The following is a 16,596-nucleotide window of genomic DNA, read 5'->3' as shown; positions in this document are numbered from 1 at the left end:
GCCGACCTGCTCGAGGAGAAGCGCCCATGTTGTTGGCCCCAGTCTTCGTATGCATTGGCTTCATGATTGCGATTCTGTACGTCGATCTGCAGTTCGACATGCTCGGACTGCCGCATCGGCGCACCGGCGGACCGATTCCGGCCGGCGTGCTGGGGCAGATCGCCACCTACTACGGGGTCATCACGAAGAATCCTTACCTGCTGATGTTCGTCATGCTGACGACACTCACGTGCATCATCGCGGAGATCGTGTACGCCATCGTGCCGCCGTGGGCCGGGTACTCGTCGCTCGTTTTGATTCTGCTGGCCATGGGGGGCGGCATCGTCAAGGTCATTCCCACGGCGCAGCGCCTGGCGACAGACAAGGACACGATCGACGAGCGGACCCGCATGGTCCACGGCATGTTCCCGTCTCACATCTTCCTCCTGGTGGCCATTCTGCTGCTGGCGCTGGTTCAGTTCATCGGCACCCGTACGTAGGTATTGACGCCCACATCTCTGCCGGCTGAGACCCTGGCCAAGCCCGATTCCCTGTCCGCCGGCTGCGACAGCACCATCAGATCCGACCCGGGTTGCCTTGTCTGTGCGGAACCGTTCACGCTACACTCGATTCAGGAGACGAGACTACCCGCCCCCGATGAACCCCCCACTTGCCCCCAATGAAACCATGGCCAGTTCGAAACGAAATCAGGGCACGGAGGGAGCGATGCAGACGCTCGGCAGAACTTTCGCACTAATCTTCTTGACGGCACTTCTGTTTGTACCGGTACCAGCTTCGGCTCAGGAGGCAAAGACCGGACGTCTGACTGGCGTCGTCAAGGACGCCCTGGGAGCGGTCATCCCGGGTGCCGGAGTTGTGGCGACCGACGACCAGACGAAGGCGAGCTTCAGAACGATGGCCGATGGCGTCGGCGCGTGGGCCATTGCCCGCATTCCGGCGAGCAGTTACACCGTGACGATCACGGCTCCCTCCACGGTGTCGGCTGTGCTGAAGAACATCAAGGTCGAACCGGGTGGCGCGGTCACCGCGGATGCGACGCTGCAGGTCGGCATCAGCGAGACCGTCATCGTGACGGCGTCGAGAACCGAGGAACTGCTGGTCAACGCGCCGGCGGCGGTGACCATCGTCAATGACCGGACGATCGAGGCGTCACCGACGCAGAACTACGCCGATCTGATGCGCACGGTTCCCGGGGTGAACGTCGTGCAGATGTCAGCGCGCGACTTCAGCGTCACACCTCGCCAGGCGACCGTCATTCCGGCCGGAAGCCAGCTTGTGATGATCGACGGCCGGTCGACCAACCAGGACTACTTCGGCTACGTGGCGTGGGACTTCCTCCCGACCAATCTCGGTGAGATCAAGCAGATCGAAGTGCTGCGCGGCCCTGCGTCTGCCGTGTGGGGTCCGAGCGCGATGAACGGCGTGGTCAACATCATCACGAAGTCGCCGCGCGAAATGGCCGGAACGACGCTCACGATGGGCGTCGGAACCTTTGACCGCAAGGGCGGATTGGTCGATCCCGCCGTCGGGGCGACTGACGACGCCGGCAGCCTCTATTACGTCAGCCTTTCTCACGCCATGATCATCAACGACCGATGGGCAATGAAGGCGTCGGCGGGGTACTACCAGTCTGACCCCATGGCACGCCCTGCCGGGACGCTTCCCGACCAGCCCACGGTCCCGTACCCTCCGTTCAGGAACTACGGGACGAAGCAGCCCAAAGTCGATCTCCGGCTCGACTACGATTCTCCAAATGGCCTGGACCACCTGTCGTTCTCGGGCGGGTACGCCCGGACCGGCGGCACATTCCACACGGGACTCGGGCCATTCCATCTGGAGGACGGCGCCTACGGCGGCTACGGCAAGGCCGAGTACCGCCGCGCCGGCCTGACCGTCAGGTCCTTCGTGAATCTCTGGGGCGGCACGGCCCCAAGCATCCTGGCCGTCGGTCCGCTGGGGGCGCCGATTCTCAACTACTTCAGCGACAGGACGTGGGACATCTCCGGGGAGAACGTCCAGATGGTGGGAGGGCGGCACCTGCTCACCTACGGCGCCAACTTCCGCCACAACTGGACCAACATGACGATGGCGCCGCTGGCCGACAAACGTGACACGATTGGCGGCTATCTTCAGGATGAGGTGATCCTCTCCGAGCAGTTCCGCTGGAACGTCGGCGTCAGAGCCGACAAGTTCGACAGCCTGGATCATGCCGTGGTCTCGCCGCGCACGGCGTTGCTCTTCAGCCCGATGCCAGGATCGACCTTCCGCGTGTCATATAGCCGGGCCTATCGCGCCCCGTCCCTGTTCCAGAACTACATGGACACGGTGGTCGCGAACAGAATCCCCTTGGACGGGTTCGGGCTGGCAGGCCAGTTCGCTTACTTCCCGGTGAAAGGTCTCGGGAGCCTCGACCTCAAGGAGCAGACCCTCGACGGGTACGAAGCCGGCTACTCGGCGTCACTCGCCAAGGGCCGGGTGCATTTCGGCGTGACCTATTACCTGAACGACAGCCGGCACGACATGATCCTGAGCCCGACAGCGCCATATACCTCACAGAATCCGCCTCCTCCTCCAGGATTTCCCTCATGGCTCGCTGCTTACCTTGTCCCGACGGGGCCCATTGCCTTGCCGTCAGCTCTTCAGTACCAGAACATCGGTCAGGTTCGGAACCAGGGCGTTGAGACAAGCGTCGACGCTCAGGCGACTCGCTACGTCAGCGTGTTCGCCAACTACTCATGGCAGGCGAAGCCGGTGCCGAAGGACTTCGACATATCGCTGATCAACCTCCCGCCGAAGCATCGGTTCAACGCGGGGCTGATGTTCGACTACAAGAGGATCCAGGGAGATGTTTCGGTCGGGTATACGAGTGAGGCGTACTTCCGGGACATCCTGACGTACGCCGGATGGATCAAGGGATTCACCGTGATCAACGCCGGGCTGGGTGTGCGCCTCGCTGGCGACAATGCTGTGCTGGTCGTCAAGATCAGAAACCTGGGCAATGAGCCCGTGCAGAATCACCTGTTCAGCGACTTGCTGAAACGCCAGATCGTCGCCGAATTGAGACTGCGCAGATAGGTGTCCGACAGATGGTGCCTGGTGAACTGGCGGTCGGTCCACGGAACGAACCCATCAGAGCACCAGGCATCGCATCGACGCGCGATCGTCATTAGAGGAGTGTTCATGGATCGGACGCCGTTCCCCCGCCCTCAGGTGTTTCAGCCCGGCAATCTCGACGCGTGGGTCCGGCACGTCGTCGACATCCACTTTCACCCTGAGCACGGCACGCCGTTCTGGATCGAGCGGGCGAGAGAACTGGGCATCGACGCGCGTCGCGATATTCGGTGTTATGACGACCTCGCGCTGCTCGGGTTCCTCCCGATCGACGCGCTCCGCACCAGAAACGTGCTCGACTTCGTGCCCGCCGCGATTGCCAGGGACCCGGGCAAGATTCACGTTCACGAGACCGGAGGCACCACCGGGTCGCCCTCGCGGATTCCGGTGCGTGACTACTTCAAGATGATCAACGGCTTCATGAACTGGTACCTGGATGAAGTCGTCGGGTTTCCCCGCAGCGGAAACTGGCTGTTCGTCGGTCCGACCGGGCCGCACGGCATCGCGGAATCCACCATCAATATGGCGGAGGCGCGAGGCGGGATCTGCTTCCTGATCGATCTCGATCCGCGCTTCATCAAACTGCTCTACCAGCAGGGAGACATGCGGACCGTCGGGCTGTACATGGAGCACGTCCGCCGCCAGGTGTACTCGATTCTCGACACGCAGCAGATCGATATCCTCGGAAGCACGCCTGCCTTGTTGCAGTCGCTGGCGCCCGAACTGAAGGAGCGCGGGTACCGCTTCTCCGGCATGATGTACGGCGGGACCCAACTCACCAAGGATCTCTACCATCTGCTGCGGACTGAGTTCTTCCCAGACGCCGTCCACACGGCCGTGTACGGAAACACGCTGATGGGCGGGGCGGTTCTGGGACCGCCGCAGCCGGGCGAAGACGAGATCGCGTACTACCCGATGGAACCGGTGGTCAAGCTCGACGTCGTAGACCCGGAACACCCCGAACGGATGGTCGGCATGGGGCAGACGGGGCGGGTCTGCCTCACGGTCTTGTCCGAGGAGAGACTCCTGCCTCGGATGCTGGAGCGCGACCAGGCCGAGCGCTGGCACGCACTCCCGGTGCTCGGATGCGAGGGAGTGGCCAACGTTCGGTCGATGGCGTTGCAGCAGAACGCGATGGCCGAAGGAGTCTACTGACCATGTTCATCCCGGCCATGATCGGCAGGGGGCGGGAGGGCTACAGGAGCCTGGAACGCCGGACCGTGTTCGGGTTCGACGGATCGGTGGTGACCGAGGCGACCATCACGCCGGCCGTGCTGGTCAACCAGCTCGCCCGCAAGCCGTCTCCGGGGCTGCGATCGCTTCCCATCCACCGCCTGCTCGACATGCTGGCCCGCGCAGCGGATTTGTTCGAGACGGGTCAGCCCGACGGTCTGGCTCCCGAAGCGTACGTGCGGAACGCGTCGCTGGCCTCCGGCCTGCCACTCTCGATCACGCGCACCCAGACGCTCGGCATCTTCCCGCCCGCTCTGCGAATGATGGGCCGGTTTCTCGATGTACAGAGCCCTGGCGGGCTCGACGTGTTCGACACCGGCGTCTATGAGGCGGGAGGCATCCGGATTGGACTGGTGCCGCGTGGTCGCAACGTCGGCTTCGTGATGCCGGGCAACCATCCGTCCACGCACTTCCTGTGGTTGCTGGCGCTCGCGATGAAAGTGCCGGTTGTCGTGCGCCCCTCTGTCGACGACCTGTTTACGCCGTACAGGCTGGTCATGTCGTTCCTGGAGGCGGGGATGCCAGAGGACGCCGTCGCGTTCGTGCCCGGCGGCCACGATCTGGTCGACGCCATCGTTCAGTCCTGTTCGCTCTCGGTCCTGTTTGGCACTCAGCAACTGGCGGATCGGTACGCGTCGAACCGGAACGTCAGGATTCACGGACCTGGCCGGTCGAAAGTCGTCGTCACGGCCGACGCCGACTTCGGGCAGACCGTCAGGTTGATTTCGCGTCTCGTGCTGGATGACGCGGGCCGCGGGTGCATCAATGGCAGTGCGGTCGTGGTGGAGGGCGACGCCGGGAAGCTCGCCGCCGCGGTTGCGGTCGAGCTGGAAGCGGTGCCTGTCCGGTCGCCGCTGATGGAGGGCGCCCAGCTCGGATCGGTCCGCCCGGCGGAGGCAGCGGCCTACAACGCGATGATCGACAGTCGTCTCGGGAGCGGGGCACGCGAGTTGACGCCCGGACGCGATGCCCGGGTGGCGACCGTTGATGGCGTCGCGATGATGCGGCCGATCGTGATCGAAGTGGATTCCTTCGAGCACCCGCTCTTCGGGATGGAGTTGCCGTTCCCGTTCGTCGTGTTCGCTCCTGCGCTGCGCAAGGATCTGGCCCGCGCAGCGAGCCACTCCCTGGCGGTCGTCGTGGCGGGCACGGGCGACGCCCTGACGGAGGAGCTGCTGCGGGAACCAACGGTGGACAAGGTGTTCGACAGCGGCGCCCTGAGCACGGAGTTCGATCCCCGGGAGCCCCATGAAGGCTACCTGCTGGACTTTCTGTTCCAGAAGAAGGCCATCCGATCCGGGGCCCCCATGTTGAGTCTGTCGCCCCGCGCCTGACGACTCCCGTCGCCAAGGCGTCCCCACGTGTCGGAGCCCGGCGCCCGACCGCGCGTCATGCCAGGACACGTCCCGCTCGACGGGGGTATCATGGTGAGCACGATCTCCCCGATCCTGTTGGAGGTTCTGTCATGTCCGACTCAAACGCAGCGGTCTTGAAGTTCCCTTTGGCCGTCTCTTGCTTCGCCGCTCAACGCATGCTTGGCGCCATTCCCATGGTCGGTGACTGGGAGCCGGCTCGCGCCGCCCAGAAGACGCTGTACAAGGCCGGCGAGGCAGCCAAGAAGGATTTCAGCACGAACACGATGTTGTTCGGGGCGTTTCAATTCAGCGACAAGGCGCAAAGCGCGCTCGCCACGCTGGCCTCGGACGCGATGACGCTCAAGGTGTTGAAACCCAGCTACATGATGGACGTCGTGTCGGACCTGTTCCAGGGATCGACGGATGCGTACGATGCACTCGCCACCGAGGACGCAAGGGATCTGCTGAAAGAGCAGTTCCAGAACACGGGAGATGTCCTCGGATTCGTGAACCACTCCGACGCGCCCTCGAAGCTCTCGGCGGACGGATCGTATCCGCTCGAAGAGCAGGTTGAGCAGTGCTACTCCCGTGGACACTATCCCGCGCTCTGGCTCGTCGAGGGGCTGGGAGAGCGCTACGCGCATGCCCACCTGGATGCCGATCGGGACACTCGTGATCTGCTCACGAGTGGGCCGGCCGCGGCGCTGCCCGAGAAGACCCAACTGATGATGCATGCCGGCATGGGCATTGCCTTCGCCAAGCACGAGATCGACACGCTGACTCCCTGGAGTGCCGAGACGAATGTGGAGGACGCACTGAAGCGCTTCCTCGAACGGGTTCGGGAGAGCTCGATGGCTGGCTACGAGGGGGCAGCGATGGAATCTCTCGGCCTCGTCACGCGGACGTGGTACCAGCAGTTGGTGGGATTGATCTCCGACCAGTTGCTGGCGCTCGACGCCGACGCCGTCGAGTACTTCTGGCACGGCGCCGGGCGGGCGATGTATTTCGCGCCGATGACGATGATCCCCGGCCTGTCGCCATGGGACGCGGCCGATCAGGAGCCGCCAGACGAGACCGCCCGCCGCAACGCGCGTGCCGGCGTGGCGTGGGCCTTTACCATTGTCAACATCAGGCAGCCTGGGATCGCCGCCCATTTCCTCCGGCACAAGACCAGCCGTATCCGCGGCAACCACGCCTACACCAACGGCGTGCATTCCACGCTGATCATGGCCGGCGACATGGTGCCCGGCCACAAGTACGTGTCCGAGTTCTGCCGGTTCGAGCCGGATGCGACTGAATCAGCACTCGGAGAATCCTGGGCCGAGCACATCGGACATGACGCAGAGGAGAAGATCGACCGGTACCGCGAGGCGCTCAGGGCGCATCACAGGCTCGGCGACGTGTTCCGGTTCCACGACCTGCCGCAGTTTGTGGCGGATCTGGACGTATAACCCCCGGGGTTCTTCAGGGTGACCGAGCACGATCGCTTTCTCATCAGAAAATGCGACGAGGCCGTCCGGGACGGTGTCGCCCTCGAGCAGTGGTGCCGGCGGGGTGGCGGCACGCGCACCGCGTTCGGACTCGACCTCAAGCAGACGTTCTTCCTGCCTAATCGGGCGGATGGCTACTTCGGCTCCATCAGGCTGAATGGAATCGACACGTCGGTGATGGGGTGCCGCCAGCACATCGAATTCGCCCGTGTCAGCAGGCGGCGCGATGCGGCCAGATTGCTCAAGGAGTTCGTGCTGGGTGAATTCCTCACGCGGGCCCACTGGGTCAATCCCGACGGTGCTCCCGGCGGCTTCGGTGTCGAACGGAGTCTCTATCGGACGGCTGGCGGCCAATACGGCCGGTTCGCCGACGACGACCGTGCCGGGGCCGTAGACTGGCGGGACATCGGTCCCAGGTTCCGGTGGGTGCTGCTCACGATCAAGCTCCATGACTTCGCCCTGAATCTGGGCCCCATTACTCGGAGCATGGAGGAAGCGGTCTGCGTGACGCCCCTTCCCGAATTCGTACGGGTGGTCGAGTACCCCACGCCAGAGTACGCGCTGGAAGTGTCGATCGGTTATCCCTTCATCGACTACGCGCCGATTCCGAACTTCTTTGGATTCGGTCCGGGCAAGTTCGGCGTCGCCGTCAAGCTGTTCTCGTTCTATCTCACGCACGACAACCGAATCCGCGTGATGATGGAGTTCGCCGCCGCGCCGCGAGCCCGGAAAGTGCTCGACCTCTGGGGAGTTGATCCCGTCTACGGTGGAGCGGCCCTGGTGGACACGCTGACCATGGGCCTGGTCGATCCAGAGCCGGTCCACGAACTAATGGACACAGGCATGCTCGTCCAGCATTGCCATGTCCACCAGAAGCTGATGGACGGCGCCTCCAAGCAGTGGGAAGAGTGGCTGGCGGAAGCCGGGTACTGACAGAGTCGCGAACGACAGCCCCGCGCTCCCGCCTGTATTTCCTACACCTGGTGAATCATCTTGTTTATCATCTCTGCCGGCGGCGGCGCGGAGGCCATCTCCGGGTGCGACATCTTCGCGTGAACCGCCACATGCTGCATCAGTTCTTCCCGAGTCGGCGCGACGACCTCGAAGGGGCACTTCGCGCCGCTTTCCGCGCAAACGAGCTTGAACGCCATACTCAACCTCCTGTGCGTAGTCTACGCCAGAATCTGACATCCGGGCCAGCCAGCCCCATCGTGAACTGGTTCGACTGCTGGTTGGTCATTCGCCCGTACGAACATCGAGCCCGCCTACCTGATAATTCGCTTGACCGTAAACTTCAGCACCAGCACAGGACACCCGGGGGTTCGGCACGTCGCGGGATCCTTGACGAAGCCGTTCGGCGACGTGGCAAACACCAGGCCTTCGGCTGGAATGGTCGGGTACTCGTCCTCCAGAAGCGGTCTCCACGTGATCGGCACCTTGGGCATGAGGTACCCGTTGACCCAGCCGACGATCGTGTTGGCGTCGATGACCTTCGCGACCCACCGTGCCCTCAACCCCGCCAGCGCGTTGGCGACGTACGGGTACGGAATCGTCATGAACAGGTAGTCGGCGGTGAATTCAGTGGGGCTGGTCGGGACCCAGGACCCGAACGCCGTCGTGTGAGGACCGTCCGGCGGGCCGCCGAGCGCGGCCGTGTCGTCTGCCACGAACAGACCGTCGGAAAAGAGCGTCGGCGTCATGAACAGCGTGTACGCCGGCGTTCCCTGGTTGCAGGCCGACGGCGCCACGCCAGCCGGGCAGATCTGAATGGCCTGGCCGAACCATGCTCCCACTGCGGGATGGTCCTTTGTGCTGATCGACGGGTTCGGCGGGGGAAACGCATCCGCCGTGTCGAACGACGTGACCTGGAGCGTGGCCTCTTCTGGCGGAACGGTGCGTTCTACCAGCCTCGTCCGCTCTGAACGCGGAGTCTGTTCTGCGGTCTGGGACTTCGGGGCCGGTCGAGCCTGCTGTGGAGGAGGAACCGGATCTGCCACCGGGACCGGCAGGGGAGGCTGCCCCATCTCTGCCGGCGCCGCCTGCTCTGGGCGCGGCGACTGGCTGGCGGAAACAGGAACCCGCAGGGGAAACGGAACCGGATCTGGAAGCAGCACCAGCTCCAGGAACGGAGAAGGCTGTGTCACGCTCTCCTGCTCTTGCTGGCGCGGCCGAACCTGTCTGACGTCCTGCGCAGCCGCTTCAGCGCCAAGTAGCGCCGTGAGGACCCCGACCGCGGCGACCAAGCCCATTCTTCTTCCGTAGACTATCGTTGCCATGATCGATCTCCTGAATGTCAGAACCTGAAGTTCATGCCGACCAGTCCGCTGGTGTGCGTGTTCGACTCGTCCATCGTGCCCCGAATATCACCCTGCTGATACGGTCCGACGACGTGAGCCCGTGGGACAAAGTAGACGCTGGCGACCATCTCGAGGAACGGGAACATCTTGATGCCGACGCCCCCGCACAGGTACTGCTGGAACGTGATGGGTGCGCCCGTGGTCGAGATGACGGTCTCCGGGCGGACCGGCATCTGGCTGTAGTTGTAGCCGGCCCGGACGGTCATCTTCTCGGTGACCTGGCGCTCGATGCCGGCTTTGAGCGTCCAGATATTCCGCCATCCGAACGGATCGATGACGCCGTTGACGACGCCGCCAGGACCGCCGAGGCCATGCACGCCCTCGTACTTGGTGAACATGCCGTCGAGCGCGATCTTCGTCTTCGCATCCGGCTTGAGGCCAACGCCAAAACTCACGACCATCGGTCCATCCAGATCGAACTCGACGGTCCGCGCCTGGCCGAAATGCCACGATGTCGGATCGGGATTGGTCGAGTTCCACTTGTACGGGGCGAAGTTCTGCGGTGTGGTAATCGAGGCTCCGATGCTGACCTTCGGGCTCGCCTGGTAGTGGAAGCCGAACTGCCCGCCGAAGGCCCAGCTATCGGTCAGCCTGCCGGCCTCGGGATAGTACGTCTGGCCGCTGGCGTACTGGTCGGTCTCTGCCATGGGCAGCGGGGTCGCACCGAAGGAGCCGAGGTAGACATTCAGCGAGGCGCCGATGGCCAGCTTCGGCGTCACCTGATACGCGAACGCCACCGGGATCTTGATCTCCCGGTAGTCGGTGTAGCTGCGGCCGAATCCGTTCGGCACCGACGCGAACAGGATGCTGGCGTTATCAGTCGGGTAGTCGGCGCCCATGCTGGAGATCCCAATCAGCCCGAAGCCCAGCGCCAGCTTTCCCTTCGGATCGCGCAGCATCCAGCCAAACGCCGGCAGCACCCCGATCTGCGAATCCGCCGTGATCGTACCCTTCCGCGAGCCGAGGGTGGAGTCGATGAGGATGCTCTCTTTGAGGAACTCTGTCGCGAACGAGAGCTGATTGCCCTCGGCGCCGGCGAGCAACGCCGGGTTGAACGTCAGCGCCCCAAGCGATTCAATCGGCAGTGCGACACCCGCCCCGCCCATCGCGCTGTTGATCGGGCCAGCCCCCGGCAACATGTGACCCTGGGCCCAGCCTGACGCCGGCAGGCCCATCAGGCACCCGACCATCATCAACCGTGTGACGTAGCAACTCATCATGAACCTCATTATCTTGTTTGCGGGATCCATCGTGGCCATCGGTGACCTCCAGCAGGGCTAGAACCTGAAGTTCATGCCAATCAGCCCGCCCGTCAGCTTATTCGACTCGTCCAGGGTGCCGCGGACTTTGCCCGTCAGGTCCGGAAACGGCCCGACGACGTGTTCCCGGGGAACAACGTAGAAGCTCGCGACCATCTCCAGAAACGGAAACATCTTGTAGCCGAAGCCGCCGGTGAAATGGTTCTGGAAGGTCGCCGGCGCACCCGTGGCCGACAGGACGACCTCCGACCGGAGCGGCATCTGGCTGAAGTTGTAGCCCGCGCGCACGGTCAAGGTCTTGCTAATCTCGTGCTGAACGCCCGCCTTGATGGTCCAGACGCTGCGCCATCCAAACGGATCGACCACGCCGTTGTTGACGCCGCCAGGGCCGCCGAACCCATGCACGCCCTTGTACTTGGAAAACATGCCGTCGACCGCGATCTTGGTCTTCGCGCCAGGCTTGAGACCGACGCCGACACTGACGATCAGCGGCCCGTCGAGATCGAACTCAACCGTCCGGTCCTGTCCGTAGTTCGCGTTGCCCGGGTTCGCGTAGGTGGAGTGCCACTTGTACGGCGCGAAATTCTGCGGCGTGGTGATCGATCCGCCGACACTCATCATCGGGTTCGCCTGGTAGTGGAAGCCGAACTGGCCGGCGATCGCCCAGCTGTTGTCCAGCTTGCCCGCTTCTTCATAGTAGCGATTGCCGAAGGCGTCTACGTCGTAGAACTTGTACGGCAGAGGGGCGACGGCAAACGAGCCCATGTACACGTTCAGCGATCCGCCGATCGCAAGTTTCGGCGTCACCTGATACGCGAAGGCGACCGGGATCTTGGTCTCCCGGTAGTCGGTGTAGATGCGGCCGAATCCAAACGGGGCCGCCGTAAACAGCAGGCTGGCGTTGTCGGTGGGGTAGTCGGCGCCGAATCCGGCCAGACCGATCAGCCCGAAGCCAAGCGCGAGCTTCCCCTTCGGATCGCGCATCATCCAGCCGAACGCCGGAATGACCGTCAGATGCGGGGTCGCCCGGGTCCGGCCCTTCGTGGTGCCGTCGAGCGTCGTGTCGATGATGATGCCGTCCTTGAAGAACTCGGTCGTGAACGAGATCTGATTTCCCTCCACGCCGGCGATTAGAGCCGGGTTGAACGTCAGCGCCCCGAGCGACTCAATCGGCATCGCGATGCCGGCTCCCCCCATCGAGCTGTTAATCGGGCCAATCCCGTGCAGCATGGCGCCCTGGGCCCAGGCTGACACTGGCAGGAGCATCAGGCATCCGACCAGCACGAATCGTTTGACGTAGCAGTTCATCGTGAACCTCGCGTGTTATGGCCAGCCGCCTGGCGATCGGTGAACGTCGTCTTCAGCGGGTCCCGGCACTCCTCGATCCAACCCCGGAGATACGCGTCCGGCTGCCCTGGTGACATCGGCGACCGAACGATCCCGCCTCATTGCCTCCGGCGTGTCATGTGCGCGGGTCGGCCAGTCTCGCGACCAGCGGAAACCCGCGTTTCAAATCCAGAGCACTTTCCCGTCGCGCGTGCTCGATCATCTCAGTTTCCAGCACGCTTTCGGGCTTCCAGTTTGCCAGCATGCCAGGCATGTACCATTCCATGAATACGAGGCCGTAGATCAACCCGTTCTGGAACGCCGCGCGCACAGCCGGATCAAAGGGGACTGCGCTGTGCCGGAGGATGTGGGGCAGATCCGGGCTGTTCATCATCGCAAAGGCGAACCCGGCGCCGTGCACCACCGGCTCAACGCGCTCCTGCGGCAATCTGATCGCATCCCTGATTGCGTCGTAGACGTCCATGTGACTGAACGCGAAGATCCGCCCGTAGCCGTGCGCGATGATCCGCTGGATGGGGGGGGGGAACTGCTTCAGGTAGGCGGCAAAGAAATCCGAGGGGTTCGGGCCGTCGGGCGCATCAAGTCGCATGAGGCCCAGCGCCCCGGCCATGAACTTGAAGAACCCGCTCTCGTGCGCGCGGAGGATCGCACCGATGCCTTCGTACGCAAACCCCCGGTAGTCGTTCGCGCACGTGTCGGCAAAGACCGTATTAAGCGCCGCCGCGTCGAACACATGGTGGCTCGTTGATCCCGAACCGAAGCCAACGTGCACGACCGGCAGCATGCTCCTCGGCAGCGCCGGATCGTTCCAGGAGTTCTCCGGCAGTCGATGCTTGGCAATCGTCGTCGCCAGCCCCTCCGACTTCCACAAGCCGGCCACAGTCTGCTCCCGGGCACGACCGCCGGCCACGATCTCGGCCTGGTAGCTGGCGAGCCGCCTGATCAGTTCCGCCTGCGGCACCTGTCGGCGCAGCGCCCCAGACGCCACGGTCCGCACGCCGGTCAGGCGTCGCGAGGCGCTCTTCCTCAGCGACATCTTCAGGCCAGTCGCCGAGCCGCTGGTCGACTGATTGCGGGAACTCACGCGGGAGACCCCGATGGCCGCATCGACGAGTCCGTGTTGGAGATTGGTGCCGACGGCGAATGCGGATCGTGTGACGCCGGTCAGCTGACGGCTCGCGACGTCGCTCACTTCGTCGAACGCGGCGGCCGTTTGCGCGCGCTGCCCCGACAAGAGTCTGGTCGCCTGGCGTACCCCGAGGAGTCCCATCGCCAGCGAAAAGCGCCCTGCCGATATCACGAAGTCGCCTGCCGTCCTGGCGCCGCCGCTGTCGGGACGCTGACTGTCGCTGACCACTGGACGCCTCCGGATGGAATCCTACCATCAAGCCTCAGCGAGGCGCCACACCGCGCGTGACGCGTCCGAGCCTTCTTCCGTCCCGGCTACAGACGCGCAGCCGCCGCGAGCAACCACCCGCCGACGATCAGCACCAGCACGGCCCCCATCCACTCGAAGTCGGCGCCGTAGGCGGGCGACAGGTGCCTGACCAGGAACGTCAGCGCGACCAGTGTGACCAGGCTCGCGATGAGCGACACCGTGCGGTTTCTGGTCTCGCGACGCTCGCCGCCATCTGGTACCTCCGCCTTGACGCGCAGCCGCCCGGTGGCCACCAGTGTGAGGAGTTCATCCAGCTTCTGCGGCACATGCACGAGGGCGCGCGCCATCTCCGCGATCGCGGCTGGAAACGTGCCGCCGTCGAACAGGTGCTGCGCTTCCGACAATCCGAGACGCAGCCGTTCGCGATGGAGCGCCGCGAGCAGCGCATCGTCGTGCCGCGCGAGCCGCGTCGTTGCCGCGGACACGGCATGGACGCCGCGGTACAGGTGAAGCTCATGCGGGAGCATCTTCCACCCCGCCTCTCGCGTCACACGCCACTGGGCCAACATCTGTTCTGCGAGCCGATCCTCGCCGCTCCACTCGCCGTCGCGAAACGGGACGATCTGACGGAGCCGGCGCCGCAGGGTGAGTTCTGGCTGGCCCCGGTCCCCGCGAACGGCAGCCATGCCGATCCAGTCCCACGCCGGGTCCGGTTCGTCGGCAGCCGCAGCAACCAGATAGCTCAGGAACCGCGTGCGGCCGGCGGCCGACAGCGGCTCGAGTACGCCGCCAACCAGCACCAGCCGGTCGCCACGAAGTCGGATGTCGTTCAGATCAAAATCAAATGGAATCATCCGCCCGGTCGTCGCCTGCCGCACCCAGGCTGACGCCAACTGCCTCGCGATGGTCTCACGATCAAAATCGATCTCGGACCTCGGCGTGCCGTTGCTGCCGAGCGCGTCGGCGAGCGTGCTGCCGTCGATCCGCTCGACGGTCAGCATGCCCGGCGCGCAGTCGTCGACATAACACCGTGGAGCGTCGAGCGGCCCGCCTGCTTGTGCGTCGTCGAAGAGCTTGGCAAAGGCCTCCGCCTGCTCCGTCTGGTCGAGCCGATTCCGGAGCGTCACGGAGAAATCGTCTACGGCCCCGGCGAGGGCTTCGGCCGGCACGTCGAGCCATGGCGCGAGCAAGGGCAGCAGCGGCAGATCGGTCTGCAACACCTGATCGGCGTCAGGCCGGACGAACGTGACGACGACTGGCGCGCCCGACACAAGCCAGGCGCGGTGCTGCTGGGTCCAGGGCGTGAGGGCACAGGGGGATTCATCGATCGCGGTGAATCGCCGATCTGGTTCGTCCCCGAGGTGCCGGCGCACCAGCGCCTGCACGTCTGACACCGGGGTGCCAAGGGCTCGACAATCGGTCGCCGCCAAGTCGATGCACGAGCGCCGGGACAACAGATCGAGTCGCGACGACAGGTAGCGGCCGAAGCCGGCGAACACCGGCCCGAGTTCCGCGAGCGCCGCGGGCAGGTGCCCCGTCGGCTGTTCGTCGATACTGAGCCGGCCCTCCGGAGGCGGGGCCCGGCGGGCTGGGAGCGGAGTCCCGAGCGCGCGGAGTTGTTCCTCCACCACCCTGCGGCGGTCCCTCACATCTGACGACGACATCCTGGACATCGTGGAGATCGGTATCGCCTTGGACCCACCCGGGTCAGGCCGGGCTTGGCCGATAGTGGAACAGGTGCCCGAGGGCCCACGTCTGCTGCAGCGCTCTGTACGTGTTCGTAATCGCGGCGTGACAGGGAGCTGTCACGACGGATCGCCATACCTCCGCGGCGGCCTTCGTCGGAGGCGTATGAGTCACAAACGGCATGATGTGCGGGTCGTCGGGCGTGGTGTCGTACCGGATCACGATGGCAGAGGAGATACCGTTGGCGAACGCGTCGTTGCGGGCGGCAAGCAGTCCGTGGTGCCGCAGAAAGAGCTCCAACACCTCCGGACTCCGCATGTTGGTGAGGGTCATCGCCCACGCGATGCCGGAGAGCGCATTGCGGTACGCCAGATCGTGCGGAGCTTCGTGTCGAAGATTCGCGATGATGCTGCTCGGCGCGTTCGACGAGGGCAGCATGTTCATCGGGTCGAAGTACATCGCGCGTCCAGCCCCGTGCCAGAAGTAGTCCTGCAGTTCCGGATCGATCAGCGGAATCTCGCGGTCCAGCAGCGGGACGAGATTCCGGTGGAGCAGGCGGGCCGCCATTCCAAGCGACTCGAACGCGGCGCCCGCGTAGCCGCGGCGCGACGATCGCCGACACTGCCCCGCGAACCGCATGATGCTAAGTCGCACCATGTCGCGCGAGGACGTGGGCTCGAGCCGCTCGAGGATGGCCCTCGCAAACGACAGGCCCAAGCCTGCGTGGAGCATCGTGAGGCTCCACGGCGGGAGATCGGCCTGCGATTCCGGGGTCAAGACGTCCTGCGGGTCGGCCCCGCCGCTGTCGGCGATCGCACGCTCACCAGCATGCACGCCCAGCGCCTCGACCGCCCACAACCGGGGATCCACCCGTAGAGCGGCCGCGCGCTCGATCAATCGCGGAAGCGGCTCCTCGTCTGCCTCGTCGAGACGGAGCTGCAGATGCACCTGCGTGACCAGGTGCATGACTCTCGTCTTGTTGGCGAACTCCTGCACAGCCGCCGAGCGGTCCGCGGGGTCCATCCGGAGCGAATCGAGCCGAGCCGCGGGCAGCAGCGCGCCATCTGACAGCGTTCGGCACAACGGTGCCAACCGTCGGTCCGTCGCCATCCGCATCAGTCCGCTTGAATCGAGCGAGGGCGGGCGCATCATCTTCATGCCGGCGAGGCGACGCTGCAGCATGTCGCCGATCTCGAGCGCCTGGTCCAGCCAGCCGTCGAGCTGTCGCTCAGCCGCATGTGTGACGGCATCGATCGCGGCGGTCGCTCCGGTGACGCGCCCCTCGTCAGGCGGCGCCACCAGGTTGACGATCTGCTGCACGCCGATCATCGAAAGCGCCCACGGGAACGTGAACGCGGATTTCGCCAACTCACGCATCGC

General features: G+C 64.6%; 13 protein-coding genes. 6 read left to right on the top strand and 7 right to left on the bottom strand.

Annotated elements, in window-relative coordinates; translation table 11 throughout:
• Positions 1–62 precede the first annotated feature (62 nt).
• The 6 genes from NTV05_06195 (at position 63) to NTV05_06170 (ending at position 8,122) form a co-directional block, all read left to right on the top strand.
• Positions 63–479: a hypothetical protein gene (locus NTV05_06195; GenBank protein ID MCX6543990.1), complete on the top strand. Its 417-nt coding sequence runs from the start codon at positions 63–65 to the stop codon at positions 477–479.
• 226 nt (positions 480–705) lie between these two features.
• Positions 706–3,075: a TonB-dependent receptor gene (locus tag NTV05_06190; GenBank protein MCX6543989.1), complete on the top strand. Its 2,370-nt coding sequence runs from the start codon at positions 706–708 to the stop codon at positions 3,073–3,075.
• A gap of 105 nt (positions 3,076–3,180) precedes the next feature.
• Positions 3,181–4,266 carry a hypothetical protein gene (locus tag NTV05_06185; protein MCX6543988.1) on the top strand — a complete coding sequence of 362 codons (1,086 nt, stop codon included), beginning with the start codon at positions 3,181–3,183 and terminating at the stop codon, positions 4,264–4,266.
• Positions 4,267–4,268: 2 nt separating this feature from the next.
• A complete protein-coding gene (locus NTV05_06180; GenBank protein MCX6543987.1) occupies positions 4,269–5,678 on the top strand; it encodes an aldehyde dehydrogenase family protein in 1,410 nt (469 codons plus the stop codon).
• A 131-nt stretch (positions 5,679–5,809) separates the two neighbouring features.
• The gene (locus NTV05_06175; GenBank protein ID MCX6543986.1) at positions 5,810–7,150 is read left to right on the top strand and encodes a hypothetical protein; all 1,341 of its coding nucleotides are present in this window, start codon (positions 5,810–5,812) and stop codon (positions 7,148–7,150) included.
• Positions 7,151–7,168: 18 nt separating this feature from the next.
• On the top strand, positions 7,169–8,122 hold the full coding sequence (locus NTV05_06170) for a hypothetical protein (protein ID MCX6543985.1): 954 nt from the start codon (positions 7,169–7,171) through the stop codon (positions 8,120–8,122).
• A 41-nt stretch (positions 8,123–8,163) separates the two neighbouring features.
• On the opposite strand, the gene NTV05_06165 is transcribed toward NTV05_06170, so the two are convergent.
• From NTV05_06165 to NTV05_06135, 7 genes are all read right to left on the bottom strand, one after another.
• Entirely contained in the window at positions 8,164–8,340 is a 177-nt protein-coding gene (locus NTV05_06165) for a DUF1059 domain-containing protein (GenBank protein MCX6543984.1), read from the bottom strand.
• A gap of 114 nt (positions 8,341–8,454) precedes the next feature.
• Positions 8,455–9,465 (bottom strand): hypothetical protein, encoded by a 1,011-nt coding sequence (locus NTV05_06160; GenBank protein ID MCX6543983.1) that lies wholly within the window; start codon positions 9,463–9,465, stop codon positions 8,455–8,457.
• Positions 9,466–9,482: 17 nt separating this feature from the next.
• Positions 9,483–10,805 (bottom strand): outer membrane protein transport protein, encoded by a 1,323-nt coding sequence (locus tag NTV05_06155; protein ID MCX6543982.1) that lies wholly within the window; start codon positions 10,803–10,805, stop codon positions 9,483–9,485.
• Between the two features lie 18 nt (positions 10,806–10,823).
• Positions 10,824–12,113, bottom strand: a complete 1,290-nt coding sequence (locus NTV05_06150) for an outer membrane protein transport protein (protein MCX6543981.1) — start codon at positions 12,111–12,113, stop codon at positions 10,824–10,826.
• Between the two features lie 154 nt (positions 12,114–12,267).
• Positions 12,268–13,509 carry a hypothetical protein gene (locus tag NTV05_06145; GenBank protein MCX6543980.1) on the bottom strand — a complete coding sequence of 414 codons (1,242 nt, stop codon included), beginning with the start codon at positions 13,507–13,509 and terminating at the stop codon, positions 12,268–12,270.
• An 86-nt stretch (positions 13,510–13,595) separates the two neighbouring features.
• Positions 13,596–15,194, bottom strand: coding sequence for an AarF/UbiB family protein (locus NTV05_06140; protein MCX6543979.1), 1,599 nt, complete (start codon positions 15,192–15,194; stop codon positions 13,596–13,598).
• 43 nt (positions 15,195–15,237) lie between these two features.
• Complete coding sequence (locus NTV05_06135; protein ID MCX6543978.1) at positions 15,238–16,593, bottom strand: hypothetical protein; 1,356 nt, start codon at positions 16,591–16,593, stop codon at positions 15,238–15,240.
• Positions 16,594–16,596: the final 3 nt, after the last annotated feature.

This window comes from Acidobacteriota bacterium, from assembly GCA_026393755.1.
Taxonomy (GTDB): domain Bacteria; phylum Acidobacteriota; class Vicinamibacteria; order Vicinamibacterales; family JAKQTR01; genus JBAXOX01.
Note: the sequence above shows the minus strand (reverse complement) of the source record. Positions and strands in the feature narration are given on the sequence as shown.

What these genes read in the sequence shown, in the direction of transcription:
- NTV05_06195 (MCX6543990.1), top strand. Translation starts at nt 63, where the DNA reads ATGATTGCGATTCTGTACGTCGATCTGCAGTTCGACATGCTCGGACTG.
- NTV05_06190 (MCX6543989.1), top strand. Translation starts at nt 706, where the DNA reads ATGCAGACGCTCGGCAGAACTTTCGCACTAATCTTCTTGACGGCACTT.
- NTV05_06185 (MCX6543988.1), top strand. Translation starts at nt 3,181, where the DNA reads ATGGATCGGACGCCGTTCCCCCGCCCTCAGGTGTTTCAGCCCGGCAAT.
- NTV05_06180 (MCX6543987.1), top strand. Translation starts at nt 4,269, where the DNA reads ATGTTCATCCCGGCCATGATCGGCAGGGGGCGGGAGGGCTACAGGAGC.
- NTV05_06175 (MCX6543986.1), top strand. Translation starts at nt 5,810, where the DNA reads ATGTCCGACTCAAACGCAGCGGTCTTGAAGTTCCCTTTGGCCGTCTCT.
- NTV05_06165 (MCX6543984.1), bottom strand. Translation starts at nt 8,340, where the DNA reads ATGGCGTTCAAGCTCGTTTGCGCGGAAAGCGGCGCGAAGTGCCCCTTC.
- NTV05_06160 (MCX6543983.1), bottom strand. Translation starts at nt 9,465, where the DNA reads ATGGCAACGATAGTCTACGGAAGAAGAATGGGCTTGGTCGCCGCGGTC.
- NTV05_06155 (MCX6543982.1), bottom strand. Translation starts at nt 10,805, where the DNA reads ATGGCCACGATGGATCCCGCAAACAAGATAATGAGGTTCATGATGAGT.
- NTV05_06150 (MCX6543981.1), bottom strand. Translation starts at nt 12,113, where the DNA reads ATGAACTGCTACGTCAAACGATTCGTGCTGGTCGGATGCCTGATGCTC.
- NTV05_06140 (MCX6543979.1), bottom strand. Translation starts at nt 15,194, where the DNA reads ATGTCGTCGTCAGATGTGAGGGACCGCCGCAGGGTGGTGGAGGAACAA.
- NTV05_06135 (MCX6543978.1), bottom strand. Translation starts at nt 16,593, where the DNA reads ATGCGTGAGTTGGCGAAATCCGCGTTCACGTTCCCGTGGGCGCTTTCG.